General features: G+C 61.7%; 21 protein-coding genes. 12 read left to right on the forward strand and 9 right to left on the reverse strand.

From position 1 onward, the window contains the following. Window positions 1-927: ABC transporter substrate-binding protein (locus tag IPF36_RS19675; RefSeq protein ID WP_195429662.1), on the forward strand; the 927-nt coding region annotated here is incomplete at its 5' end. Window positions 928-1,048: 121 nt separating this feature from the next. On the opposite strand, the gene gabT is transcribed toward IPF36_RS19675, so the two are convergent. The 5 genes from gabT to IPF36_RS19700 form a co-directional block, all read right to left on the reverse strand. Continuing rightward, window positions 1,049-2,341: a 4-aminobutyrate--2-oxoglutarate transaminase gene (gene gabT / locus IPF36_RS19680; RefSeq protein ID WP_133092891.1), complete on the reverse strand. Its 1,293-nt coding sequence runs from the start codon at window positions 2,339-2,341 to the stop codon at window positions 1,049-1,051. Between the two features lie 345 nt (window positions 2,342-2,686). Then, window positions 2,687-4,165 (reverse strand): NAD-dependent succinate-semialdehyde dehydrogenase, encoded by a 1,479-nt coding sequence (locus IPF36_RS19685; RefSeq protein ID WP_195429664.1) that lies wholly within the window; start codon window positions 4,163-4,165, stop codon window positions 2,687-2,689. 25 nt (window positions 4,166-4,190) lie between these two features. Beyond that, window positions 4,191-5,843 (reverse strand): ABC transporter ATP-binding protein, encoded by a 1,653-nt coding sequence (locus IPF36_RS19690; RefSeq protein ID WP_133092889.1) that lies wholly within the window; start codon window positions 5,841-5,843, stop codon window positions 4,191-4,193. Beyond that, window positions 5,843-6,727: an ABC transporter permease gene (locus IPF36_RS19695; protein WP_133092888.1), complete on the reverse strand. Its 885-nt coding sequence runs from the start codon at window positions 6,725-6,727 to the stop codon at window positions 5,843-5,845. Before IPF36_RS19695 ends, IPF36_RS19690 begins: the two co-directional genes overlap by 1 nt. 30 nt (window positions 6,728-6,757) lie before the next feature. Continuing rightward, entirely contained in the window at window positions 6,758-7,714 is a 957-nt protein-coding gene (locus IPF36_RS19700) for an ABC transporter permease (protein ID WP_133092887.1), read from the reverse strand. Between the two features lie 498 nt (window positions 7,715-8,212). Here IPF36_RS19700 and IPF36_RS19705 point away from each other — a divergent pair, with 498 nt between their 5' ends. Together IPF36_RS19705 and IPF36_RS19710 are read left to right on the forward strand one after the other, a co-directional pair. Further along, the gene (locus IPF36_RS19705; protein WP_243736771.1) at window positions 8,213-9,133 is read left to right on the forward strand and encodes a GNAT family N-acetyltransferase; all 921 of its coding nucleotides are present in this window, start codon (window positions 8,213-8,215) and stop codon (window positions 9,131-9,133) included. 203 nt (window positions 9,134-9,336) lie between these two features. Beyond that, the gene (locus IPF36_RS19710; protein ID WP_116294987.1) at window positions 9,337-9,831 is read left to right on the forward strand and encodes an Lrp/AsnC family transcriptional regulator; all 495 of its coding nucleotides are present in this window, start codon (window positions 9,337-9,339) and stop codon (window positions 9,829-9,831) included. Window positions 9,832-9,842: 11 nt separating this feature from the next. Here the strand turns inward: IPF36_RS19710 and IPF36_RS34755 are convergent, their stop codons facing one another. Next, complete coding sequence (locus tag IPF36_RS34755) at window positions 9,843-10,448, reverse strand: helix-turn-helix domain-containing protein (protein WP_243736770.1); 606 nt, start codon at window positions 10,446-10,448, stop codon at window positions 9,843-9,845. On the opposite strand from IPF36_RS34755, the gene IPF36_RS19720 reads away from it, so the two are divergent. The 3 genes from IPF36_RS19720 to IPF36_RS19730 all read left to right on the forward strand — a co-directional run bounded on the left by IPF36_RS19720 (window position 10,437) and on the right by IPF36_RS19730 (window position 14,605). Further along, on the forward strand, window positions 10,437-11,318 hold the full coding sequence (locus tag IPF36_RS19720) for a CoA ester lyase (RefSeq protein WP_255519842.1): 882 nt from the start codon (window positions 10,437-10,439) through the stop codon (window positions 11,316-11,318). The genes IPF36_RS34755 and IPF36_RS19720 overlap by 12 nt on opposite strands. A 389-nt stretch (window positions 11,319-11,707) precedes the next feature. Next, window positions 11,708-13,171, forward strand: coding sequence for an aldehyde dehydrogenase family protein (locus IPF36_RS19725; protein ID WP_195429698.1), 1,464 nt, complete (start codon window positions 11,708-11,710; stop codon window positions 13,169-13,171). A gap of 108 nt (window positions 13,172-13,279) precedes the next feature. Then, window positions 13,280-14,605: an FAD-binding oxidoreductase gene (locus IPF36_RS19730; RefSeq protein WP_133092884.1), complete on the forward strand. Its 1,326-nt coding sequence runs from the start codon at window positions 13,280-13,282 to the stop codon at window positions 14,603-14,605. Window positions 14,606-14,720: 115 nt separating this feature from the next. On the opposite strand, the gene IPF36_RS19735 is transcribed toward IPF36_RS19730, so the two are convergent. Beyond that, window positions 14,721-16,016: an NAD(P)/FAD-dependent oxidoreductase gene (locus tag IPF36_RS19735; protein WP_165971420.1), complete on the reverse strand. Its 1,296-nt coding sequence runs from the start codon at window positions 16,014-16,016 to the stop codon at window positions 14,721-14,723. Between the two features lie 38 nt (window positions 16,017-16,054). After that, entirely contained in the window at window positions 16,055-16,720 is a 666-nt protein-coding gene (locus IPF36_RS19740; RefSeq protein ID WP_195429700.1) for an HAD family hydrolase, read from the reverse strand. 124 nt (window positions 16,721-16,844) lie between these two features. On the opposite strand from IPF36_RS19740, the gene IPF36_RS19745 reads away from it, so the two are divergent. The 5 genes from IPF36_RS19745 to IPF36_RS19765 all read left to right on the forward strand — a co-directional run bounded on the left by IPF36_RS19745 (window position 16,845) and on the right by IPF36_RS19765 (window position 22,981). Next, the gene (locus IPF36_RS19745) at window positions 16,845-17,837 is read left to right on the forward strand and encodes a LysR family transcriptional regulator (protein ID WP_133092882.1); all 993 of its coding nucleotides are present in this window, start codon (window positions 16,845-16,847) and stop codon (window positions 17,835-17,837) included. Window positions 17,838-18,301: 464 nt separating this feature from the next. Further along, a complete protein-coding gene (locus IPF36_RS19750; RefSeq protein WP_135707021.1) occupies window positions 18,302-19,375 on the forward strand; it encodes a porin in 1,074 nt (357 codons plus the stop codon). Between the two features lie 138 nt (window positions 19,376-19,513). Beyond that, the gene (locus IPF36_RS19755) at window positions 19,514-20,374 is read left to right on the forward strand and encodes a MaoC family dehydratase N-terminal domain-containing protein (protein WP_195429702.1); all 861 of its coding nucleotides are present in this window, start codon (window positions 19,514-19,516) and stop codon (window positions 20,372-20,374) included. Between the two features lie 22 nt (window positions 20,375-20,396). After that, window positions 20,397-21,587 (forward strand): CaiB/BaiF CoA-transferase family protein, encoded by a 1,191-nt coding sequence (locus tag IPF36_RS19760; RefSeq protein WP_195429704.1) that lies wholly within the window; start codon window positions 20,397-20,399, stop codon window positions 21,585-21,587. Between the two features lie 47 nt (window positions 21,588-21,634). After that, a complete protein-coding gene (locus IPF36_RS19765; protein WP_133092875.1) occupies window positions 21,635-22,981 on the forward strand; it encodes an adenylosuccinate lyase family protein in 1,347 nt (448 codons plus the stop codon). A gap of 54 nt (window positions 22,982-23,035) precedes the next feature. Here the strand turns inward: IPF36_RS19765 and IPF36_RS19770 are convergent, their stop codons facing one another. Then, window positions 23,036-23,965 (reverse strand): LysR family transcriptional regulator, encoded by a 930-nt coding sequence (locus tag IPF36_RS19770; protein WP_195429706.1) that lies wholly within the window; start codon window positions 23,963-23,965, stop codon window positions 23,036-23,038. Window positions 23,966-24,110: 145 nt separating this feature from the next. Between IPF36_RS19770 and IPF36_RS19775 the strand changes: the two genes are divergently transcribed. Beyond that, window positions 24,111-25,082: a tripartite tricarboxylate transporter substrate binding protein gene (locus IPF36_RS19775; RefSeq protein ID WP_195429709.1), complete on the forward strand. Its 972-nt coding sequence runs from the start codon at window positions 24,111-24,113 to the stop codon at window positions 25,080-25,082. Window position 25,083 lies beyond the last annotated feature (1 nt).

Below are 25,083 nucleotides of genomic sequence, written 5' to 3' on the forward strand. Positions count from 1 at the left end.
ACACTGGTGGTGCGCAACGACGCGTACTGGAAGCCCGGGAAGCCTTACCTCGACGAGATCGAGTTTGTCGGTATCGGCGACGAGAGTGCGCGCGTCAACGCACTGCTGTCCGGCGGCATGGACCTGGTCGCGATGATAAACCCACGCGCCGTGGCGAGGATCAAAGGGACTCCCGGCTATGCCGTCCTCACGACGCAATCGGGCCAGTACTCCGACCTGATCATGCGCAAAGATGTGGGCCCCGGCACGAACCCTGACTTTATCCTGGGCATGAAGTACTTGCTGGACCGCCAGCAGATGAAGCAAGCGATCGCGCTTGGCAATGCGGTGGTTGCCAACGACCAGCCCATCGACCCCACCAACCGCTTCTATTTCAAGGATCTGCCGCAGCGGCCGTTCGATCCCGAGAAGGCGAAGTTTCATCTGCGCAAGTCGGGCGTGACCGGCAAAGTGCCAGTGGTGACATCGCCGGCTGCCCTGTATTCGGTCGAGATGGCGCTGGTGTTGCAACAGGCAGCGCAGCGTGCGGGTCTGGAGCTCGAAGTCAAGCGCATGCCGGCAGACGGGTATTGGTCCAATCACTGGCTCAATAGCCCCGTAGGGTTCGGCAACGTGAACCCACGGCCCAGCGCCGACACCATTCTCACTCAGTTCTTCAAGTCCGACGCGCCATGGAACGAGTCCCGCTGGAAGAATCCAAAGTTCGACCAGTTGCTGCTGGCCGCGCGGGCCGAAACCGATAACGGCAAGCGCAGTCAGATGTATGCCGACATGCAGACGATGATTCACGAGGATGCGGGCATCGGCATCCCGCTGTTCCTGGCAAGCATCGACGCCCATACGACCAAGCTCAAGGGCCTGTCGCCCATCCCGTTGGGAGGTCTGATGGGCTACTCGTTTGCCGAGCATGTGTGGCTCGATGCCTGACTGGCCTCTGTAGCGGCAGATGAGGCAAAGGCTCCCTACGCTGTAGGGAGCCGCGGGGCTTTCATGCGCGCCCAGCGGAATTGCTGTGTGCCGGGCGCCGTTCGCGGCGCCGGTGTCCTGGTTATTGCTCAGCGTTAGTGGCCAGTGCAATGGCCGCGCGCAGGATCTCCATGGCCTCCTGAGCGGTTTCCAGGCTGGTGTTCAGCGGTGCCAGCAGGCGTACGGTATTTCGATGCACGCCGCATTTGATCACGAGCAAGCCCCCTTCGCGGCAGCGGTCGATAACCGCTTGCGCGAAGGCCGCGTCAGGCTGGAACGGGTCGCCGTTCTTGACGAACTCCAATGCCAGCATGGGGCCCAGACCGCGCACGGTGCCGATGGCGGGGAACTCCCGGGCGAGCTGATCGAGCCCTGCACGCAGTGTCTCGCCTAGTCCGTGTGCCTTGGAGAGAAGCTGTTCCTCCTCAAATACGTCGAGCACGGCCAGCGCGGCGGCGCAAGCGAGCGGGTTGCCACCATAGGTCCCACCCAGGCCTCCCCCTGCCGGCGCGTCCATGATCTCGGCGCGCCCGACCACGCCGGACAGCGGCAAGCCACCGGCCAGGCTTTTCGCGACGGTGACCAGGTCCGGCTGGATGCCCGCATGCTGGAAGCCGAACGTCTTGCCGGTGCGGCCGAAGCCGGCCTGGATCTCATCCAAGATCAGCACGATGCCATGCTTTTCCGTCAGCGTGCGCAGCGCGCGCAGGAACTCGCTTCCGGCAGGGATGAAGCCTCCGTCGCCTTGCACGGGCTCTAGAATAATGGCGGCAACGCGGTCGGGCGCGATCTGCGTCGCGAACAGGTCTTCAAGGGCGCGAATCGCGTCCGCGCTGGAAAAGCCGCGGAAGGCATCCGGGTACGGCGTGTGGTAAACCTCGCCGGCGAGGGGCCCGAAGTTCTGCTTGTAAGGAGCGCTGATGCCTGTGAGGGTGGTGCCGAGCAAGGTTCGTCCATGGAACCCGCCACGGAACGCGATGACCCCCGGCACATTGCGGTAGGCGCGTGCGATCTTGATCGCGTTCTCGACGGCCTCCGCGCCTGTTGTCGCGAATAGGGTCTTGTAGTGCGCCGCGCCGCCGACGAGTTTGTTCAGCCGCGCGGCCAGCTCGACATAACCGTCATAGCCAACCACCTGGAACGCCGCATGGGTAACGCGACCCAATTGCTTGCGCACCGCCTCGACAATCTTGGGGTGGTTGTGGCCGATGTTCTGCACGCCAATGCCACCCACAAAGTCGATATAACGGCGGCCTTCCACATCCCAGATGTAAGAGCCTTCGGCCCGGTCCGCGAAAACCGGATGGGCGGTGACGATGCCGTGAGGCACATGTTGCGTACGGAGCGCGATAAGGTCCTGGTTGGACTGGGTCATTGCACTACACCTCTTTTTTCAGGTTCCGCGAAGCCGGGGTCGCGGTGAGTTGTGAAGGAACTGGAGCCGGCAAGCGTTTCTGCACGGGGCGGTCCTGGCCGCCGTGCAGTCTTGTCATTCACGCTGGCTGACGCTAATCGTGAAGACGAGTATAGGGAGGATGCCGGAGGCGCTTTGACGGATTTCGCTCCCTGTATTGGTAGCGAATCCTGTTGTAAGGAGGGGAACAGCAGTTCCTTCGTTGGCCGGATGATCGCGTCCGTCGCCGACGTTGAAATGCGGAGCGGCCGGCAAGGCCGGCCGCTCCGCATGCTGACGAGAAAAGCCTTCGCCTGACTCAGCCGCTCAGTCCAGCTGGCCCTGGCACACGTACTTGATGTGCATATACTCGTCGAGGCCGTGCCGCGAGCCTTCGCGCCCGTATCCGGAATCCTTGACGCCGCCGAAGGGGGCCGCTTCCGCGGCCAGTGCTCCTTCGTTGACGCCAACAATGCCCGTCTCCAGTGCATCAGCCAGGCGCCAGATCCGTCGAACGTCAGTTGAGTAAAAATACGCGGCGAGGCCGAACGGCGTGGCATTGGCCGCCTCAACCACATCGGCTTCGGTATGGAAGCGGGTCACGGGCGCTACGGGGCCGAAGGTTTCCTCGCAAGAGCATTGCATGGACGCATCCGCATTCACCAGCACGGTCGGCGCGTAGTAATTCGGACCGGTGCACTGCGCGTTGCGAATGCGCTGGCCGCCGACCACCACGCGGGCCCCACGGCTCAGCGCGTCCTGCACATGGCGTTCGATCTTGTCCACCGCGCGCGCGTTGATCATCGGGCCGATCTGCGCCGCCGGGTCGGTCGCGGGACCAACGACCAGCGCACCGACGCGCGCGGCAAGTTTGTCGACAAAGGCATCGTGGACCTTGTCCTGGACATAGATCCGGTTCGGAGACACGCAGGTCTGTCCGCCGTTGCGGAACTTTGCGGCCATCAGCCCGTCGACGGCGGCATCCAGATCCGCATCGTCGAACACAATGAACGGAGCGTTGCCGCCAAGCTCCAGCGACAGCTTCTTCAGCGTATCGGCGGAGCGGCGTGCCAGGTGTTTGCCGACGGGCGTCGAGCCGGTAAAGGTAATCTTGCGCACGCGTGCATCATCCAGCCACACATCGACGACTTCGGCAGCCCGCTCGCGCGAGGCCGTGACGATGTTCAATACGCCCGGCGGCACGCCGGCCTGCTGGGCAAGCTTTACCAGTGCGAGGGAGGTCAGCGGGGTATCTTCCGCCGGCTTGCATACCACAGTGCAGCCGGCAGCCAGCGCGGGGGCAATCTTGCGCGCGATCATTGCGGCAGGGAAATTCCATGGCGTGATCGCGGCGACGACGCCAGCCGGCTCGCGCAGCGCCAGCATGCGGCGGCCCTGTACCGGCGCGGCGATCACGTCGCCATCCGCTCGCGTGGCTTCTTCCGCGAACCATTCGATATAGCTGGCCGCGTACAGAACCTCGCCTTTGGCTTCCGCCAGCGGCTTGCCTTGCTCGCTGGAGATCAGCCGGCCAAGGTCTTCCTGGTGGCTGACCACGAGATCGTTCCAGCGCTTGATGATCTGCGCGCGCTGTTTGGCCGGGGTCTTGCGCCATGCGGGGAATGCGGCGTGGGCGGCGTCGACGGCGCGGAGCGCGTCGGCAGCGCCGCTATCCGGCGCGGTCGCGAAGGCTTCTTCCGTGGCGGGGTCCACCACGGACACGGTGCGGTCATCGGCCGCACTGCACCATTCGCCGCCGACAAAGTTGCGGCCGGGAAGCAAGTCTTGGTTCAGGTACAAAGGCATGAAAAGAGATCTCCGTGAAAATGAATCAGGCAGCGCTGCGTACGCCTTGTACCGCGCGCGCGCCTTCGATATGCAGGTTGACTTCGTCGATCCAGCCGCGGCGCAGCTCCGGCACGGAGCGGGCGAGCAGCGTGAAATAAGGATGATGCGGTCCGCGTTCGTAGTCCTCGTGTGCGACCTGCGTGACCTTGCGGCCATGCTGCATCACCACGATCTCGTCGCAGATGGCGCGCACGGTATGCAGGTCATGGCTGATGAACAGATACGAGACGCCAAGTTCCTTGCGCAGTTCCGCCATCAGGTCAAGGATTGCCGCACCGACCACGGTGTCCAGTGCGGAGGTGATCTCATCGCAAAGGATCAGTTCCGGGTCGGCCGCCAGGGCGCGCGCGAGGTTCACACGCTGCTTTTGCCCGCCGGACAGGCCGCCGGGCAGGCGTTGGGCCACGCCGGACGGCAGGCGCACCAGATCAAGCAGTTGACGAATGCGGGCGCGTTGGGCTTCGCCGCGCAGTCCATGGAAGAACTGCAACGGACGCGCGAGGATATCCTCGATCGTGCGAGCCGGATTGAGCGCGGTATCGGCCATCTGGAATACGATCTGGATACGCCGCAGCTCTTCGCGGCTGCGCTGCGCGACGGTCGGCTTCAACGAATGGCCATTGAACGCAATGCTGCCACGGCAGGGGGCGACCAGCCCGGCAATCGCACGCGCGAGCGTGGTCTTGCCCGAACCGGACTCGCCGATGACGCCGATTGCCTGGCCGCGGTACAGCTTCAGGTCCACGCCCTCCAGGATCTTCGAGGCGGGTTGGCCGTGCGCGTCGAGCGGACCATAGCCGGCCGACAGGTCGCGAACCTCTAGCAGCAGGGGACTCTTGTCCGGATCGACGGTGGCCCCGGGGCGCTCGGCGGGCTTGGCGGCGGCGAGCAGGCAACGGGTGTAGTCGTCCGCTGGCTGGTACAGGATCTGGTCCGTCTCGCCCAGTTCGCGCATCTTGCCGTCGCGCAGCACCAGGATATGGTCCGCGACCTGGGCCACCACGGCCAGGTCATGGCTGACATAGACCGCAGTGGTACGGCGTTCCTGCACGGCGCGGCGGAATACCCGCAGCACTTCCACCTGCGTGGTGACGTCCAGGGCAGTGGTCGGCTCGTCGAGGATCACAAGATCGGGATCGGTGATCAGAGCCATCGCGGCCATCAGCCGCTGCAGCTGGCCGCCGGATACCTGGTGCGGATAACGCTCACCGATGGATTCCGGATCCGGCAGTGCCAGTTCCCGGAACAGCGCCACGGCTTTCTCTTCGGCAGCGTCGCGATCCATGAGGCGATGGATCAACGCAGGCTCGACAACCTGGTCCATGATGGTGCGGGAGGGGTTGAACGACGCTGCCGCACTTTGCGCAATGTACGTGATCTCGCGCCCGCGCAACCGGCGTTGTTCGCCCGCAGGCAGGCGAAGCACGTCATGGTGCCCGACCCGGATGTCGCCGGAAATCTCGCAGCCGTGGCGTGCATAGCCCATCAGCGCCAGCGCGGTGGTGGTCTTGCCGGAGCCGGACTCGCCGATCAGGGCGAGCACTTTGCCAGGCTCAATTTCAAAGTCGACGCGGTCGACCAGCGTCGCGGGCCCGGCGGTAATGCGGAGGTTGCTGACCTTTACAGACGTGCCCATTACTTGACTCCATTGCGTGCCGAGCGACCCGGCAGGTTGTCGATGACGAGGTTGACCGCAAGGGTCAGGCTGGCAATGGCCAGAGCCGGCGCCACCACGGCCATGCTGCCGTCGGACAGCGCGCCGATGTTCTCGCGTACCAGCGAACCCCAGTCGGCATCGGGAGGCTGGATACCCAGGCCAAGGAAGCTCAGGCTGGCGAGCAGCAGCACGACGTAGACGAAGCGCAGGCCCAGGTCGGCCAGCATCGGGCCGATGATGTTGGGCAGGATTTCCTGGCGCATGATGTAGGCTGTACCTTCACCGCGGGTGCGGGCGACGGTCACGTAATCCATGGCATTGATGTTTACCGCCAGCGAACGCGCAATGCGATAGGCGCCCGGTATGTAGATGATCGCTGCCGTGATGGCAAGCATCCAGACCGACGAGCCGAAGGCCGCGACCATGATCAGCGCGAACATCTTGCTTGGAATCGCCGTGAGCGTATCGAGGCCGCGGCTCATGCAGGCATCGATCCAGCGGCCGCTGACTGTTGCCAGCAACGCCAGCGTAATGCCGATGCCGCTTGCGCACAGCGTGGATACCAGCGCCACGCAGACGGTATAGCGTGCACCCAGAATCACCCGGGTCAGCATATCTCGCCCCAGGTAATCGGTACCCAGCCAGTGCTGCGCGCTGATGGGCCCGAAGATCTGGATTTCGCCAGTGGGCGAGCCGTCAGCGTTGATCAGGATCGGGCCAAGTACGGCGGCAAGCAGCCAGCCAAGCAGAATCAGGCAGCCGATCCAGGCCGTGAAGCCCATGTAGGGCAGGCGCAAACGTCGACGGCTTTTGCCGACGGCGCTCGCTGCGGCGGTTGCTTGCGTATTGGATGTGGTGGACATGAGTAGCGGCTCCAGCATGCGTTCAGGGCATCAGCGGTGGCGCAGACGCGGGTTAGCGACGATGCCGCATACATCGGCAAGCGTTACGAGGGTCAGGAACGCCGCGCAGAAGATCATGGCGCAAACCTGGACGACGGGCATGTCGCGCTGGGCGACACTATCCACCATCAGCTTCGCAATTCCCGGATAGTTGAAGATGGTCTCGACGATGATGACGCCGCCCAGCAGGTAGGAGAGGCTTAGCGCGACGGCATTGGCGATCGGGCCGATGGCGTTCGGCAGCGCATGGAACAGCACCATGCGGGTGGGGGATGCGCCTTTGAGCCGCACCATTTCGATGTACGGCGCATTGAGCTGATCGATCACCGCGGCCCGCGTCATGCGCAGCATTTGTGCAACGATCACACAGCAGAGGCTCAGCACCGGCATGGCCAGGGAACGCAGCACCTTGTCCCATGGTTCGTTGGTGCCGATATAGGCAAGAGCGGGCAGCCAGCGCAGCTGTACTGCAAATAGCAGGACCGCCAGGGTGGCAACCAGGAATTCCGGCACGGACACCACTGCCACAGCACCGAGGCTGACGCTGCGGTCGAACCAGGTACCACGGTAGACCGCCGCCAGGATGCCAAGACCCAGCGCCACCGGAACGGAGATCAACGCGGTCAGGCCTGCCAGCAGCAGCGAATTCGGTAGACGGCTGCCGATGGCTTCCGAAACTGGCATGCGCGTGACGAGGGACTCGCCTGCATTTCCCGTAAGCATGCCGCCCAGCCATTGGGCGTAGCGGACCGGCGCTGGCACGTTAAGGCCCATCTGTGTGCGCAGCGCGGCCAGCGCTTCAGGCGTGGCGTCCTGGCCGAGTTGCTCCTGGGCGGCATCGCCGGGCAATACCGCGGTGATCGCGAAAACGATGGCCGAGACGGCCAGTAATGAGATCAGCGCCAGTCCGACGCGCCGCGCCAGCAGGCGCAGGATGAACAGGTTCACGGTGTCTCCTTTCTTAGTTGATAAACGTGGCCGCATTGGAACCGCCCGTCGGACTGTGCATCCGGATCAGAGCGGTACGGTGCACCGATTTCCAAGCCCCGTGTGGACACTTCGTGCCAGGAGTCTCGATTCGGTGGAGACGGCGCTAATATATGTTCCGGTTGCTTAAAAAGTTTCCGAAGGTGTCTTTTCCGACATGGCCGCCGTGGGGGGCAGGCCTCTACGCTGCAGGCTTCATGGTGGGACTCGAAAGCGGCCGCGCCTGCTACGTTGTATCTCCCTGACATTGAAGCATGTAGGGCCAAAGGCTTTGTGGGGTATTCCGAGTCATGGCAGTCAAAGCTGCGGTTTCATGCGCGCGGTTTGGCATTGCATGCCACGTGCACTTGGGATGGGCATGTGCACTGCAGCATTCTTCGGGATTACCCTATTGTTGGCGCATTATTGGTGCGCGCTCACGCAGCAACTTTTTCCTATCCGGATCTGCCGGTTCATCGCATGATCTACGCTACCAATCTGTCCGGCGACGACCATACCGCAATGAACTCCGCCAAGCATCCAGTGCATGCCACCGAACACCTTCCCGTGATCAGACCGATGGTCCTGTCAGACTTGCCTGTCGCTCTTTCTCTTTCCGAAGCAGAGCGGTGGCCGCATCGTGCCAGTGACTGGAAGACTCTGCTCGCGATGGGCGAGGGGCGAGTGGCGGAGGTCGAGGGCGCCGTGGTTGGTGTAGGCATGCGCTGGCTCTGGGGGGAGCGCGGTGCTACCGTCGGCCTCGTCATTGTTAACCCGGCATTCCGTGAGCGGGGCATTGGGCGCAGCTTGTTGGAAGCACTGTGTGCGGGTCTGGACAGGCGCGCCGTGCTGCTTCACGCCGCCGGGATCATTCACGGCTTCTATGGAAGTATGGGGTTCGAACGGATTGGCGAAATTCACCAGTACGAGGGCAAGGCTTTGCAGGCGCCCTTGATGCCCCTGCCTGAAGACACCCGTCTGCGCCCAGGGGGACGCAATGACATGCAGTTGCTGGTCGAAATGGATGAGCGCGCAGGAGGCGTTGTCCGCGAAAAACTAATCCAGGCCTGGCTGCGCCATTCCATCGGCACCGTGGTACTGGATCACCCCGACGGTCCACAAGGTTTTGCGATTCTGCGGCGCTTCGGCCGCGGCGCGACAATCGGCCCTGTCGTCGCCCCTTGCCCGATGGCGGCCAAGGCAATGATTGCGCACCTGGCGGGCCTGGTCACTGGGCGCACGCTGCGCTTGGACGTACACGCCCATGGGGAACTCGAGGAATGGCTTCCTGGTCTTGGCCTGTCCCGCGTCGCAGATGCAGCCGTTCTCTTCCGGGGCACTCCTTATTCCCCTGTCAGGCCATTCCTTTCATTTGCGCTCGCCGATAAGGCGATCGGGTAGTGTGGCGAACGAAGAAGTAGTGCGGTGCGCACATTCTCGCGGCGCGCCAAGCAACGGCTGCGCGACGTACAGGGAATTTGCCAGGCGACCCGCGGGTGTGAGCATAGGGGATTTTGACCCGCAACTCTCCCCGGGCGCGCCCCGGTTGCCCTGACCGGCGCATATGACGACAATGTGATTCAGTCACCCTGCCTTGAAAGACCATGTCCGCCCCCATCAAACTTGACCGGCTTGACCTCCGCATTCTCGCCCAGTTGCAAAAGAACGGGCGCATGACCAACGTGGATCTCGCCGACGCAGTTGGCCTGTCTGCGAGTCCCTGCCTGATACGGGTCAAGCGCCTGGAACAGGCCGGCTATATCGGCGGATACAGCGCGCAAATCCGCATGGACAAACTCGGCGACATCCTTACGGTGTTCACCGAGGTCACCCTGGAGGACCACCATCGCGAAGACTTCGCGCGCTTTGAAAAGGCCGTGTACGCGATCGACGAGATCGTCGAATGCCATCTTGTCAGCGGAGGCTATGACTACTTGCTCAAGTTCATTACCCGTGGTGTCAATCATTACCAGGAGCTGATGGAAAGTTTGCTGGAGCGCAATATCGGAATTGAAAAGTACTTCAGCTTTATCGTCATCAAGTCGCCATTCATCAAGACTCACTATCCGATTGAACGGTTGTTCCCGTTGGCAACGTGATACACCCGGACTCAGGGAGAGTGATCGGCACCGGCAGATGCGGATTTCATCGCCGTTTGGAACTGCCGTGGTGTCATGCCGCATTGGCTTTTCAGGCAGCGCGTCAGATGGCTCTGATCATAGAACCCGCACTCGTGTGCCGCCAGTGCCGGAGTGTGGCCCTGCCCAAGCAAACACTGCGCGCGATGAATGCGCTTCAGGTAAATGTAGCGATGCGGGGTGACCCCTACCGTCAGCCGAAATACGGTGACGAAGCGCCCGACACTTAACCGGGATAGCTGCGCGAGAAAAGGCAGCCGCAACGGTTCGCCGAGGTGACGATGGATGTACTTGAGCGCAGCGTCGAGACGGGGATGTGCGTGTTCGTCCAAAGAGGGGGCGTGGGCGTGCATCGGGTAAGCGGCAACGGTCAGGATGATGCCATCCAGCATAAAAGCACCGTTGCCGTGCAAGACGCTGATTTTGACGCCGCCGCCAAGAGCAAATTGCGAACTGTGCTGCTCGGAACGCAGAAACTGCGGTACCGGCGTGTCTGACCAGCGTGTACAGAAGGCGCCGTACCGGAGCGCTAAAGGAATTGAAAGCCAGATACTATGCACAAAATCATGCCGCAACATTTGCGTTCCTTGCTATTCGTGCCTGCTGATAGCGATAGAAAACTCACCGCCGCACTCAAGGCAGGTGCCGATGGCCTGGTGTTCGATCTGGAAGATGCCGTCCCGGAGCATGGGAAAGACGAGGCCCGCCGGAAGCTGGCGGGCTTTCTTGCCGAGCATCGTCTTTCGATAGACGCACAAGTGCTGGTGCGGGTCAATGGGCTGGCATCCGGGCATATTCTTCACGATCTGGCCGCAGTGTTGCCGTATCAACCCGATGCGATCGTTCTTCCAAAGTGCAGGGGGATTGAAGATGTCCATCGCCTGTGCGATTTTCTTGCCGCGCTCGAGCATGTGTTGCTCAATGGCGCATGGGAGACGGGGATTGTCGCCATGGCCACGGAATCATCCGAAGGTGTGTTTGGCCTGTCTTCGTATCGGAATGCGCCGATGCGTCTGCGCGCCTTGATGTGGGGCGTCGAGGATCTGGCGGCCGATCTGGGCGTTCGCTCGTCGCATCAGGGAAGGGAGCTTACCTCACCGTTCTCCGTTGCACGAACGATGTGTCTGTTAGCCGCTGCTCAGGCAGGTATCGATGCCATTGATGCTGTCAGTACAAACCTGTCGCACAACTTCGAGATCGGTCATGAGGCGGCCCTTGCCAGGCGCGATGGCTTTACCGCCAAGGCGGCCGCCCATCCGTCCCATATTGCAGCAATCAATGAAGCTTTCATGCCCCATGCTGACGAAATACAGTGGGCGAGACAAGTCATCGAAGCATTCTCCAAAGTCGGCGCCTCCGGCGTTGCAAGGCTAGGCAATGCGATGATTGATCGCCCACATCTGCGATTGGCTCATCGTATTCTTTGCCGGGCGGAGGGAGCGGACTGATTGCCGCTGCTCGGGCCTCACCGGCCCTGGAGGGGGTGTCATGGCCCCAATGATCGGTCAGTCCATGGAGTAAGGCTTTAACCGGATGCGGGACTGAGCAAAGATGCGCATCCTGCACGCCTTGCACACGCTCGGCACGGCATGCTGGCAGCGTGTCATAAAACAGCAGCTTCGTGATGATCAACGGTGCGTTTCGCGACAAGCGCATGGCAACTCTATGTTGCAATGACAGTAACCGAAAGTTCACTCAATCGCTACGTCACAGCGAAACATCGAAGCGCCACTGCCATGAAACTCTATACGTACTGGATCGCTTTCCCAGCCGCGTGCATGCTGCCCGACGAGGATGAGACCATGCATCTGAAGGGCTTGTGCGAAGGAAAGCTCGGATGAAACACGCCATCATTGAGCGCCTGACCAGCGCAGGTCATCTGGATCGTATCTTCATCGACGGCGAGTGGGTCCGCCCCATAGGGCAGGCCCGGGCCGCCGTCACCGACCCGTCGACCGAAGACGTTGTTGCAGAGATCGCCTTGGGAAGCAGGCAAGACGCCGCCACCGCCGTGGCCGCTGCCAGAGCCGCCTTTGCTGATTGGTCAGTCAGTTCCATACAGATCCGGAAGGGTCTTCTTAACCGTGTGCACGACCTCATACTAGAGCGGGCAGAGGTGTTCGCCGAGGCAATCTCGCTGGAGATGGGCGCAGCCAGCAGCGTGGCGCTCGGCGCGCACGTGCCGGCTGCGGCAGCGCACATCCGGGTGGCCTGCGACGTCATGAGCCGTTATCCCTTTGTCTCGCATCGGGACGGCATGACGATCAGGCGTGAAGCCATCGGCGTATGTGGCCTCATCACGCCATGGAACTGGCCGCTGTATCAGATTACTGCGAAGGTAGGTCCTGCACTGGCAGCAGGATGCACCGTCGTGCTGAAGCCTAGCGAGCTGTCACCCTTCAGTGCCTTGCTGTTCGCGCAGGTGATGCACGACGCGGGCGCTCCTCCGGGCGTGTTCAACCTCGTGAACGGGGAAGGGCCGGAGGTCGGTGCCGCGCTGGCGGAACACCCGGACGTGGACATGATTTCGATCACGGGCTCTACCCGTGCAGGTGTTCTCGTCGCGCAGGCGGCGGCCGTAACGGTCAAGCGTGTAGCGCAGGAACTGGGTGGCAAGTCCCCCAACGTCATCCTCCCGGATGCGGACCTCGCGCGAGCCGTGCCGGCGGGTGTGGCGGCGGCCTTCCGCAACGTCGGGCAATCCTGCAGCGCACCGACGCGAATGATCGTGCCGCGCGATCGCCTGGCCGATGTAGAGCGGATCGCTTGCGAGGCGGTTGCCCGCCTCGTGGTCGGCGACCCGCGCTCGGTACAAACCACGCACGGACCGGTGGCAAACGGCGCGCAGTTCAACCGTGTGCAAGAAATGATTGGCGCCGGCCTTGCCGAAGGCGCGCGGCTGGTCTGCGGCGGCCTCGGTCGGCCGCCGGGCCTGGAGCGCGGGTTCTACGTACGGCCGACAATCTTCTCGGACGTACATTCAAAAATGCGCATCGCTCAGGAAGAGATCTTCGGGCCAGTGCTTTCGATCATTCCCTACGACAGCGTCGACGAAGCCGTGGAGATCGCCAACGACACCATTTATGGTCTGGGCGCCCATGTGCAGGGCCGAGATCTGGACGCGGCGCGAGCCGTGGCTGCGCGGATCCGCGCCGGCCAGGTGCATATCAACTATCCGGCATGGAATGCCCACGCTCCCTTCGGCGGCTATAAGCGCTCGGGGAATGGTCGCGAATACGGATTGGAAGGCCTGGAAGAGTATCTCGAAACGAAGGCCATCCTTGAACACGGCGACGACTAGCCGGCATGCAGGCCGCCATGATCTTGCCGGACGGCGGAGCGCAGAGGGTGTTGCCGGGTTCAACCTGAAACAAAACGTGCAAGACAAATAATGCGAGGAGATCCATCCATGTCCCAGCCCTTGCGTCTCATCGAGAGTACCTCATCCCTGCCGGCCCATGCCGACGCCGTAGTGATCGGCGGTGGCATCATCGGCGTTTTTGCTGCGTACTACCTGGCCCGGCGCGGCCTTTCGGTTACCGTAGTAGAAAAGGGCCGCATCGGCGCCGAACAATCGAGCCGCAACTGGGGCTGGTGCCGCCAACAGAACCGTGACGCGCGTGAATTGCCTATGGCCTCCAGGAGCCTCGAGCTGTGGGAGCGGTTCGCCGAAGAAACCGGCGAGGACACGGGCTTCCACAGGTGTGGTTTGCTTTACCTCAGCAACGACGAAGACGAGATTGCACGCTGGGCCAGATGGCGAGATTTCGCCAGAACTGCCGGCGTGACAACCCACATGTTGAGCGGCCGCGAGGCCAGCGAACGGGGTCGGGATACTGGCCGCGCATGGAAGGGTGGCGTGTTCTCGCCCAGTGACGGTACGGCCGATCCAGCCAAGGCAGCTCCGTCTGTGGCTGCGGCGCTCATGAAGCTCGGCGGCACCGTGCTGCAGAATTGCGCCGCCCGGGGCATTGAGCTTGAGGGCGGCCGCGTCAGCGGCGTCGTCACCGAAGCCGGAACCATCAAGACCCGCGTCGCGGTGTTCGCCGGAGGCGCGTGGGCCTCTTCGTTCTGCCGCCAACTGGGCATTCGTTTTCCCCAGGCTACCGTTCGCCAGTCCATCGTGCGCGTGTCCGGGGTGGCCGGGCATCTCCCTGACGCCCTGCACACCGCGCGCGTGTCCATCACCCGCCGCAGCGATGGCAGCTACAACCTTGCCATCAGCGGGCGTGGACGCGTGGACCCGACGGCGCAACTGATGCGCTTCGCGCCGCAGTTCCTGCCCATGTTTGCCAAGCGCTGGCGTAACGTGTTTCCAGGCGGGTTGGAAGGGATTCGCGCAGGCCATGAAACACTCGCGCGGTGGCGGCTGGATGCACCAACCCCCATGGAGCGGATGCGAATACTCGACCCAAAGGCGGATGCGGCGGCGGTCAAGCAAACCTATCGTCGTGCTGTCGAACTGATGCCTGCACTGGGCCAGACCGGCATCGCCAGTGCCTGGGCCGGCTTTGTGGACAGCACCCCTGACGGTGTGCCGGGGATTGGCGAAGTGCCGGAGATCCCCGGTTTCATCCTGGCAGCGGGCTTCTCCGGGCATGGGTTCGGCATCGGCCCCGGAGCGGGCCACTTGATCGCGGACCTGGTGACCGGTGACGAGCCGATCTTCGATCCTGCCCCGTACAACCCGGCGCGCTTCAAGCAGTCGGCCTGGGGCAAAGTGGCCGACTTCTGAAGGTGCACTCCAGGACAGTGAACCGGCGCGGCTGATGTTCACTCAGCTGTTCCTCAATGCAGGCGCGCAGGCATGCGGATGACCATGCCTGCGCGCCTGCATTGGAACGTGCGCCTCAGTCGAGCCGATAGCCCGCCCCCAGCAGCCGCTCCAGACGCTGGGACAGTGCCATCGCGGCGGTTCGCGCAAAACCCTGCACCGCCAGCATGTGACGTCGGTAGATAACGCGGTGCACCAGCTTTGCCAGTGCGCCCCGTACCTGCCAGCCGTCGCTGCTGCCGGGCGCGAGCAGATGGCACAACGCCATGTCGTCGGCCAACGAGATGACCGAGCCCCGATCGCGAAATGTGAACCTGCCTACGGACTTGCCGGCGAGCACACGTGGCAAGGCGTGGGCCAGGTAAATGGCCTGCTGATGCGCGACCTGCGCTCGCGTGGGAAGCTCTGCTTGTTCCCCAGCCGGGCGGAAGCTCGCGCAATCACCCAAGGCATAAATATGTTTGTCCTCCAGGGTCTGGAGCGTATCTCCTACCCGAACGCGTCCGTTGCGGGTGACCTGCAGGCCGATGTTCGACAGCACAGGCGATACGGTGACGCCGGCGGTCCATACCGTCACGTCCGCGGCAATAGGGGCCGCGCCTGCAATATGCAGGCAGTCCGGGCGGACCTCGGTGACGCGCGTGTTCAGCAGGATCTGGATACCCTGGGCCTGCAACTCGGCTGCGGTCGTGTCGGCGAGGCGACGATCCATGCCCGGCAGGATGTTGCCGGAAGCCTCGACGAGCAGGACTTCGGTGCCGCGGTCCGGATCGAGCGAATGGATGCCGTACTGGCTCAGCACGCGCGACATCTGCCGCACTTGGGCGGCCAGCTGCACCCCGGTCGCGCCCGCACCGATGATGGCGACGCTGGCCCGCGCCGGACGGTCGGTCGCTTTAGCCTGCGACGATACGCGGCGCAGCGCATCCACGATCTGGGTCCGCGCATACTCTGCGCCCGGTACGCTGTCCAGCGCCAGGGCGTGCTCACTCGCCCCCGGGACGCCAAAGTATTGCGTGGTACCGCCGATGGCCAGCACCAATGTGTCATAGGTCAGCGTCGTCGTGTGCGTGACACCATCGCATCCGGACGTTGTGATCGCTAGCGTGCGGTTGTCGCGATCCAGCGAGGTGAACTCGCCTTGTACGAAGCGGAAACCGTAGCGGCGCGCCTGGAGCGCGAAGGATGTGTGGTGGATATACGGCTCAAGCTTTCCCGCGGCGACTTCGTGCAGCAGGGGCTTCCACAGGTGTGTCCGGTAGCGGTCCACCAGAACAATGTTCGCCAGTCCGCGATTGCCCAATTGCCTTCCCAGCCGGGCCGCCAGTTGAAGGCCGGCGGTTCCGCCGCCGGCAATGACGATCGTCTTCATTCCGTCCCTCTCTATGCGTTTGGTGGTGCCACGCCGGCTCATGCCGGGGCGGCCAACGTCCTTAGGCGCGTGTAGCGCCACGTCTGGGCCAGTGCGCCTTGCGTGAATCGCATCTCGATGTCGTCGAACGATGGCCACGACGCGGTGGGCGCGTCGGAAAGGATGGTTGCGCCCTCGTCCTGCCGCCATGCCTGCGCCATGTCGTCGTGCAGCCACATCGATGGCATGCCAAGCGTGGCGGCAGCACTGGCTTCACCGGCATTCGCACCGACGAACAGCGCGCGATCGGCAGGAACGTCAACGGCATGGAGGACGAGCCGCAGCAGGTCTGCATGGCCGCGGCCGTGGCCAAGCGAATCCGCCGTGGCAGTCACGGCAAAGCGATCGGTACAGGCGGGCTGGTCATAACGGTCAAGTAGGGCGCTCAGCATGCGTGATGACATCATGGTTACGATGGCAAGCCTGGCCCCGGCTTGCTCGGTCTCGCGCATCAGCTGTTCGGTTTGCCGGCGCACGGATAGTTTTGCTCCCGTGCTTGCCTGAACGAACGCCTCCTGATACGCCGCGCAGAAGTCTTCGCTAATTGCGCTGGCAGGCGCCGCTTCCGACCGGGCATGGGTGGCCGCTGCCAAGCCGGCCGCATGTTGCGCCTTGGCCTGGAACAGTACATGGTCGGCGGAAACAATCAGCAATTCGATCGACATGGTGAACTCCGTTGGTTTCGCAGAAGGCGAAGGGCTGGCTAGATAAGGGTTGTCGGTTGCACTGTACGCGGGAAAAATCATATTGAATAATTAAGAAACATATCCGACCGATAGGTTTTCTTCTATGAATAAGACCACCACCTTCCGGCAGCTCAATGCGATCGACGCGGTCGCGCGCCTCGGCGGCGTATCCCGGGCAGCCGAAGAATTGCACCTGACCCAGCCCACGGTTTCGCTGCAATTGCGGCTGCTCGAAGAAGCCACGGGCACACCGCTGGTGCAGCGTTCCGGCCGCGGCTTGCTGATGACGCCCGCCGGAGAGGTGATGGCAGGCTACGCCAGCCAGATACTCAAGCTATGGCGCGACGCGGTGGAGGAAGTGGCTGCCTTGCGCGGCGGCATCGCGGGGACCCTTCGCGTCGGCGCAATCACCACCGCTGAGTATTTGCTTCCCCAGATGCTGGTGGCGTTCACCCAATGCAATCCGGATGTGAAGATCGTGCTACGGGTCGGCAACCGGGAAGAGATCGTCCGCATGCTGGGAATGCACGAGATTGATCTTGCAATCATCGGCCGCCCGCCTTCCGAGCTCAGGACGAATGCGGTCGCCTTTGCCAAGCATCCGATGGCCTTCATTGCCGCACCCGACCACCCATTGATGTCACGGCGGCACAACACGCTGCGGGATCTGCTGACGGAAAACCTGCTGGTCCGCGAGCGCGGCTCAGGCACGCGCGATACCGTCGAGCGACTGTTCCGCGAGGCGGGGCTGCGCTTGCCGCATGGATCCGAGCTGTCCAGCAATGCGGCGATCAAGCGCATGGTCTCGGCGGGGCTGGGCATCGCGTTCCTGTCGTTGCACGCCTGCACGCTGGAGTTCGAAGCGGGGCTGATCGATGTGCTGCCGCTGGCAGGCAATCCGCTGGAGCGCGACTGGTATGTGGCGCACCTGCCGGCTGTCCGATTGCCGCCGGTCGCGTCCGCATTCCGCGCGTTTCTGGTTGAGAACGGGCCTGAGGAGATCCATCGGCAACTTGAATCGTTCGATGGCATTCTCAAGCGGCTGCACCAGTCCGAACGTCGGCGTGCGAAGCTTAGGGGGAGCGTTCAGAAATAGGCCGGCACGATCCCGGCCAGCCTCAGCCACCGGGCACCAATCCGCTCAGATGAGAATGCAATTAACCACCAGGGCTTCGGATGCGCGGCACGAGGCCATGCAGGCCCGTGGAGACTGCCTGCTCGCCGGTGACGGTGCCGGCCCTCCTCGCTGTGCAGGTACAGCCGCTCGTCGTCGAGATCGACTGGTGCCAAAAATTGTCCCGTACCGTAGAGCGAAGCAATTCTGGCCCTAGTTAGCTACGTCCCGCCCAGCTCTTGCGCGCATTTCAGTCAATTCATGGCGGTAACTCCTCACTCTACGTGGCAACAATCCCTCCTGTTTTGATGCGAGCAATGCATCAATTCATCGAAACATTGCAATTCCCCTCTGCGAGTTGTCTCTGCAAACTGGCGTCAATTCGCCTTTCCCGTTCGCGGGGGCAGGGGAAGGTGACGACAAATAGACCGAAATGGGGAGATAGGATGGGCATCGAGCAAGAACGGAAAAGTCGGTCAAATGGGAAGTTGGCGGCCGGGGCGGTCCTTGGGATTGCAATCACCACTACTGTGCAAGCACAGACTTCGTCCGGAGTAAGCCTGTACGGCATCATCGATACCACTCTTCGCTACTCAAGCAATAACGCGGGCGACAATAAGTTGGCTGCATTAACCGACGGCTATTTCAACGGTTCGCGTTGGGGCATGCGGGGCAACGAGGCGCTCGGAGGCGGATTGTCCGCCATCTTCAATTTGGAGAGTGGCTTTGATCCCTCGACTGGCGTATCGCAGCAAGGCACCGCAACGGCAAACTATGGACAGCAGAGCACCGGCGGTCAGGGGCGTTTGTTTGGAAGGCAGGCATGGGTCGGATTGAACCACGAGCGCTTCGGTAGGCTGACGTTCGGCCGGCAATTCACCACGGGCTACGATGCGACCTCCCGCTTTCAGCCTAACGGTCACCCCAATCTGGACGCAGTCACCATCTTTAACGGCTATACGGGACCGCGCCAAGACAATATGGCGAAATACTTCGGACAATGGGGAGCGCTATCTGCGGGAGCGTATTACACCTTTGGCGAGGTGTCGGGTCATATGAAGCCGAGCTCTAGTTACGGCGCAACTCTTGGCTATAAGCAGGGACCGGTGGACGTCGGTGGTTTCTGGCAGCAGGCCAATGCCCTAACCACGCCCGAGTCGAGAAAAGTCTGGGGCGTGGGTGGCAACTATCAATGGGGGATAGTCAAGCTAACTTTCGGCTACCTCAACAATCGATTCGATGTGAGCCCGACGCGAAACGATGTATTCAGTGGCGGCTTCGCTGTGGCGGCTACCTCTGCTCTCACGCTATCCGTTGCGTCGCACTACGACCGCCAGCGCAATGCCTCCGGCAGCCGCATCATGGTGACCGGCGTCGCGGACTACAACCTTTCAAAGCGCACCGACATTTACGCCGAAATTGATTTCAATCGCATCAACGGTGCCTATGCGCTGCCCACCTTCATGGGAGTGAAAGGCAGCAAAGTCGGCGGTGGCATCGGCTTGCGACATCGCTTCTAGAGCGCTCCATTGTTCTGCCAGGCGGCTAACTGGTGCGCCGGCGATTCAATGTGCCCAACTATTCTTCGAATTGATCTAACTCCGCTGGTCCCGCGCGTGAACGGGCATTCGGGCTAGCACAAATGCAAGGAGCCAGCAGTGGACGAACAGGCAGTTGACCCCAGGACGTGGATCGGACGCAGCGAGCAGTGGGAGGACACAGTCACTGCCGCGCCGATCGCAGCGCTGCGTGCGACGCTGGATTACCCCGCAGCAGCGCAGACAGCAGGCACTCCATTGCCGCCACTGTGGCATTGGCTGTATTTCTTACCCATGCATCGTCAAAGCGAAATTGGGCACGATGGCCATGCCAAGCGCGGCGGATTTCTACCCCCTGTGCCATTGCCACGCCGCATGTGGGCAGGCGGCCAATTCGAGTTTCGCCATCCACTTCGGGTGGGCGACAAGATCCAGCGCACCTCCATCATCGACGATGTTACAAGCAAGGAGGGGCGGACCGGGAAGTTAGTATTTGTAAAAGTGCGTCACGAGATCCGCGTGACCGGTACTGCGGAACCGGCGTTAGTGGAGTTTCACGACATCGTTTACCGAGAGGCACAGCAGTCTGGCGAGGCGCCTGTCATGCCCCAGGCGGCGCCCGCGGAAGCGGCTTGGCAGCGCCAAATTGTTCCGGACGACGTCTTGCTGTTCCGCTATTCGGCCCTGACTTTCAATGGGCATCGCATCCACTATGACCGCCGCTACGTGACAGAGGTCGAAGGCTACCCCGGCTTGATTGTCCACGGCCCGCTGATCGCTACGTTGCTACTGGATCTGCTGCAGCGTGAATTGCCCCAGGCCGAGGTCGCCAGCTTTCGATTCCGTGCGGTGCGCCCGACCTTCGACCTGCATCCCTTCCGGGTCAGCGGTCAACCGCAGCCTGACGGCAAAACAGTTCGCTTGTGGGCATCGGACCACGAGGGCTGGCTGACCATGGACGCCACGGCAGTCCTTCGCTGATTTCGCTTTACGGAAGATCCTGATGCAACCCCTCAAAGACATCACGGTTGTCACATTTGAACACGCGATTGCGGCGCCTTTTGCCACGCGGCAGCTTGCCGATCTGGGTGCACGAGTTATTAAGATCGAGCGGCCTGGGGTCGGCGATTTCGCCCGTGGTTATGATGAGCGGGTCCGTGGCCTGGCCTCGCATTTCGTCTGGACAAACCGCTCGAAGGAAAGCCTGACGCTCGATGTCAAGCACCCGGCCGCGGCTGGCGTATTACAGCGTTTGATTGAGGAAAAGGCGGACGTGGTGGTTCAGAACCTCGCACCAGGCGCCGCAGCACGGCTTGGTCTCGGCTACGAAACGCTTTCCGCCGTCAAGCCCCAAATCATTGTGTGTGATATTTCGGGCTATGGCGACAACCCGGAGAATCCCGGACCATACCGCGACAAGAAGGCCTATGACCTTCTCGTTCAGAGCGAAGGCGGATTTCTGTCCGTGACGGGGACGCCTGACGTGCCTTGCAAGGCTGGGCCTTCCATTGCCGATATTGCCGCCGGCATGTATGCCTACACAAACATTCTGGCCGCTCTGTTACAACGCAATCAGACGGGCCGAGGGCAACGTATTGACATCTCCATGCTAGAGGCGCTGGCGGAATGGAATAGTTACCCTCTCTACTACGCGTTTGACGGGGCACAGCCGCCGCAGCGCACGGGCGCAAGCCACGCCACTATCTACCCCTATGGACCGTTTCCGGCTGGCGATGGGGCGACAGTAATGTTGGGGTTGCAGAACGAGCGGGAATGGGCAAGCTTCTGCAACACGGTGCTCCAGCGGCCCGAACTGATCGAAGATCCCCGCTTTAGCTCAAACTCCAGACGCGTGGCCGAGCGCACTGCTCTGAGGCAGATCATCGTAGATGCCTTTTTGCCTCTAAGCGGTGCTCAAGTGGTGCAGCGACTGGAGTTAGCCCAGATCGCTAATGCCAGCGTCAATGACATGCAGGGGGTGTGGGAGCATGCTCAACTCAAGGCGCGCGGCCGCTGGACTGAAGTCGACTCGCCCAAGGGCATGCTGCCCGCTCTCTTGCCCCCGGGGACCTGGAACGAAGGGCCGCGTATGGATCCGATACCGGCACTTGGTCAGCACACCGACACAATTCTCGCGGAGCTTGGATATGCCTCCGACGAAATCGCCGTGATGCGCGCTGATAGCGTTGTGTAACGCCTGGCCTAGCGCACCATACATGTGACCTAACGGAGACGTAACCTATGGCTTCCACCATCATTGATTCCCGCATTTTTGGCGACATGTTTAGCGACGCGCGCATGCGCGAAGTGTGGTCCGATGAAAACCGCACGGCTAAATACCTGGACATCGAGCGCGCGTTGGCAAAAGTGCAAGGTGAGCTTGGCATCATCCCGCAGGAAGCGGCCGACGAGATCGTCAAGAATTGCGAACTTTCCAAAATTGACTGGGTTAAGCTCAAGGCAAAGACCGAACAGATCGGATATCCGATTATCGCGGTGGTCAACCAGATCAACGCGAACTGCCGAGATGGGCTTGGCGAATTCTGCCATTGGGGCGCCACCACCCAGGACATTACCGACACAGCGGCGGTGTTGCAGATGCGCGAGGGCCTGGCACTGATCGAGTCGGACCTCGAGGACATCGCTGACGCGCTTGCAACGCTGGCGAAGCAGTACCGCGACACGCCTGTGATCGGTCGGTCCAACCTGCAGCAAGCCACCCCTATTACGTTCGGCTACAAGATGGCCAGCATCCTTGCCGGCATCGAGCGCCACCGCGAGCGGCTGCAGCAGTTGAAGCCGCGAGTGCTGATGGGTGAGTTCGGCGGCGCATCCGGTACGCTTTCCTCGTTGCAGACGGGAGCCATGGAAACCCAGGCTGCGTTGATGAAGGAACTTGGGCTGGCGCAGCCACTGATCTCCTGGCACACGGTGCGCGATACGATTGCCGAAGTGGGCGCGTTTCTCGGACTCGTCGGCGGCTCGCTCGGCAAGATCGCCATGGACGTGAAGCTCATGATGCAGACCGAAGTTGCCGAGGTGTTCGAACCCTTTGCGCCGGGGCGCGGCTCTTCATCAACCATGCCGCAGAAGCGCAACCCGATTTCGTGCCTGTACATCCACGCCAACATCTCGGTTGCACGGCAGCACGCGGCGGCCCTGATGGATGCGATGGTGGCTGACCACGAGCGTTCAACAGGCCCGTGGGAGATCGAATGGGTATCCCTACCGGAGATCTTTTGCCTGATTTCCGGTGCCCTGAAGCAGGCGAAGTTCGTGTTGCAGGGCTTGGAAGTGGACGCGGCTCGCATGCGCGCGAATATCGACATGACAAACGGGCTGGTTATGTCTGAGGCGGTGATGATGGGCCTGGGACCATATATTGGGCGCGAATACGCGCACGATCTGGTCTATGACCTTTGCCGCGAGGCCATTGCCAACAACCGACCGTTGATCGACATCCTCGCGGCACATCCGGAAGTAAGCAGCCACGTGTCACGCGCACAACTCGAGGCCATGTGCGATCCACGCAACAATGTTGGCCAAGCCGGCGTAATGGTCGACAGGGTACTGGCTAGCCGGCGCTAACACGCACTGCCAAGACGAGCATGCCGGCCTGCCGGCATGCCGCTGGCCAAAATACTATTTGCCACGCCGTTTGCCGGCGGGCGCGCCACGTCTTGGTCGTGTTTCGCAAAGGAAGTCGTAGAGCTGCTGCGCGGCAGGTGTTAAGGATCGGCTCTTGCGGCGTATTAACCCAATTTTGCGCGTCACGACCGGGTCGGTTAGTGGAACACTAACTAGAAGCGGATGGTCTGGACCTGGCATGGCGATCGATGGCACCGCTGCGATGCCAAGGCCGGCTTCGACCAGGCCCAAGGTCGTGGTGACGTGCTGTGTCTCATAGATACTCTGCGGCAATCTTGACACGTTGGATAGCGCCTGATCGAGGAGCAGCCGGTTGCCGGAAGCTTTGCTGACCGAAATGTAGTCGTAGCCGGCGAGGTCTGCCCAGGTCACTTGCCGTCGCTGCGCCAGTGGATGATCGCGACGACAGGCCGCAACGAAGCGTTCTTCCAGCAAGGGCCTGAATTCAATGTCCGGCTCTTGGCCTCCCACGAAATCGATGCCGAAATCTGCTTCACTGCGCGACACCGCTGACAGCACCTCGTTCGCGCTGGCATCCAGAATCTTTACCCGAATCTTCGGATACTGTGCATGGTAGCGCGAGATGACTTGCGGCAAGAAGTAATAGACCGTCGACGGTACGCAAGCAATAGTCACTTCCCCCATCCGCGTCGTCGTCACTCCGCGTATGCCGAGCAGTGCCTGATCCAGTTCGTCAAGTATCTCCTTTACCTTACGGTCGAAATCCCGGCCGACGGTCGTCAGGCTCACCCGGCGGGTGGTGCGGTCGAGCAAGCGCACTCCCAATGCCTCTTCAAGCTTGTCTATGCGGCGGCTAAAGGCCGGCTGCGAGACGTTCAGCGAGTTAGCCGCCTTGCGGAAGCTATTCAGCTCGGCAACGGCACGAAATGCCTGCAAATCATTGAGGTTGAAGTTAATGGTCATTGCACCTTCCCGAGCGTCATCACTGATACCTATTGTGCATCAATTGATCCTAAAAATTCAATTCTCTAAATGACGGGGAACTACGAACATACCGAGGCGGCTCCACTAGGCCGACCATTAAAACCACATCATATGGAGCAGACAGATGCAATCATCCAAGCGACTTTTGCTGTGCAGCATTGCGATCGCGGCAGCACTTGGGAGCGCCAGCTCCTTCGGGGCGTTCCCTGAAAAGAGAATTTCGCTGGTAGTGCCCACTGCAGCGGGAGGCGCTAATGACGCCATGGCGCGGGTAGTTGGCCAAGCAATGTCGACGATCCTCAAGCAGACAATCGTGGTCGACAACAAAGCGGGGGCGAACGGCGCGATTGCCAGTGAGTTTGTCATGCGTGCCCCACCGGACGGCTACACGTTGCTACTCGGCTACGTGGCGACACATGCCATGAATCCTGCTCTGCAGAAGCTTCGGTACGATCCCGTTAAGGATTTTGTACCGGTCGGCATGGTTGGTTCTTCGGCAACAGTGATGGTCGTCAATCCGAACCTGAAGGCCAACGATGCCAAGGGAGTCGTGACGCTACTCAAAGCAACGCCAGGAAAGATCAGTTACGCCTCGGCGGGCAATGGAACGGCTCCGCATTTTGCCGCGGAAATGTTCAAACTCTCGACCGGCACCGAGATGCTTCATGTGCCGTATAAGGGATCAGCTCCGGCGATTAATGACACAGTTGCCGGGCAGACACAAGTGATGTTTCCGAGTCTTTTCACCGCATTGCCCCAGTTGAAGAACGGCAAGCTGAAGGCGGTCGGGATTGCAGGCAGCAAGCGCTCTTCGCTGATGCCAGAGTTGCCCACGCTGAAGGAACAAGGGATCAATGACGTCGATGTCTCCCAGTGGTACGCCATCTTCGCACCCGCGAACACGCCAGCACCCGTCGTAGAGGCACTGAACAAGGCATTAAACCAGGCGTTAAAGGACAAGACTGTTGTCCAGCGTTTGGAGGGACAGGGCGCAGAGGTTACGGCCATGTCCACGGCCCAGATGCGAACATTTATTCAGGAGGAACAGGTCAAGTGGAAGAAAGTAGTGCAGGCGGCAAAACTGAAGGCGGACTGAG

Source organism: Cupriavidus sp. IK-TO18 (assembly GCF_015549295.1).
Classification (GTDB): domain Bacteria; phylum Pseudomonadota; class Gammaproteobacteria; order Burkholderiales; family Burkholderiaceae; genus Cupriavidus; species Cupriavidus oxalaticus_A.

Coding starts and splice junctions, on each gene's coding strand:
- IPF36_RS19695 (WP_133092888.1), bottom strand. CDS start 6,727: ATGTCCACCACATCCAATACGCAAGCAACCGCCGCAGCGAGCGCCGTC.
- IPF36_RS19760 (WP_195429704.1), top strand. CDS start 20,397: ATGCAACCCCTCAAAGACATCACGGTTGTCACATTTGAACACGCGATT.
- IPF36_RS19765 (WP_133092875.1), top strand. CDS start 21,635: ATGGCTTCCACCATCATTGATTCCCGCATTTTTGGCGACATGTTTAGC.
- gabT (WP_133092891.1), bottom strand. CDS start 2,341: ATGACCCAGTCCAACCAGGACCTTATCGCGCTCCGTACGCAACATGTG.
- IPF36_RS19770 (WP_195429706.1), bottom strand. CDS start 23,965: ATGACCATTAACTTCAACCTCAATGATTTGCAGGCATTTCGTGCCGTT.
- IPF36_RS34755 (WP_243736770.1), bottom strand. CDS start 10,448: ATGTTGCGGCATGATTTTGTGCATAGTATCTGGCTTTCAATTCCTTTA.
- IPF36_RS19690 (WP_133092889.1), bottom strand. CDS start 5,843: ATGGGCACGTCTGTAAAGGTCAGCAACCTCCGCATTACCGCCGGGCCC.
- IPF36_RS19720 (WP_255519842.1), top strand. CDS start 10,437: ATGCCGCAACATTTGCGTTCCTTGCTATTCGTGCCTGCTGATAGCGAT.
- IPF36_RS19710 (WP_116294987.1), top strand. CDS start 9,337: ATGTCCGCCCCCATCAAACTTGACCGGCTTGACCTCCGCATTCTCGCC.
- IPF36_RS19705 (WP_243736771.1), top strand. CDS start 8,213: ATGATCTACGCTACCAATCTGTCCGGCGACGACCATACCGCAATGAAC.
- IPF36_RS19745 (WP_133092882.1), top strand. CDS start 16,845: ATGAATAAGACCACCACCTTCCGGCAGCTCAATGCGATCGACGCGGTC.
- IPF36_RS19740 (WP_195429700.1), bottom strand. CDS start 16,720: ATGTCGATCGAATTGCTGATTGTTTCCGCCGACCATGTACTGTTCCAG.
- IPF36_RS19725 (WP_195429698.1), top strand. CDS start 11,708: ATGAAACACGCCATCATTGAGCGCCTGACCAGCGCAGGTCATCTGGAT.
- IPF36_RS19735 (WP_165971420.1), bottom strand. CDS start 16,016: ATGAAGACGATCGTCATTGCCGGCGGCGGAACCGCCGGCCTTCAACTG.
- IPF36_RS19685 (WP_195429664.1), bottom strand. CDS start 4,165: ATGCCTTTGTACCTGAACCAAGACTTGCTTCCCGGCCGCAACTTTGTC.
- IPF36_RS19730 (WP_133092884.1), top strand. CDS start 13,280: ATGTCCCAGCCCTTGCGTCTCATCGAGAGTACCTCATCCCTGCCGGCC.
- IPF36_RS19750 (WP_135707021.1), top strand. CDS start 18,302: ATGGGCATCGAGCAAGAACGGAAAAGTCGGTCAAATGGGAAGTTGGCG.
- IPF36_RS19775 (WP_195429709.1), top strand. CDS start 24,111: ATGCAATCATCCAAGCGACTTTTGCTGTGCAGCATTGCGATCGCGGCA.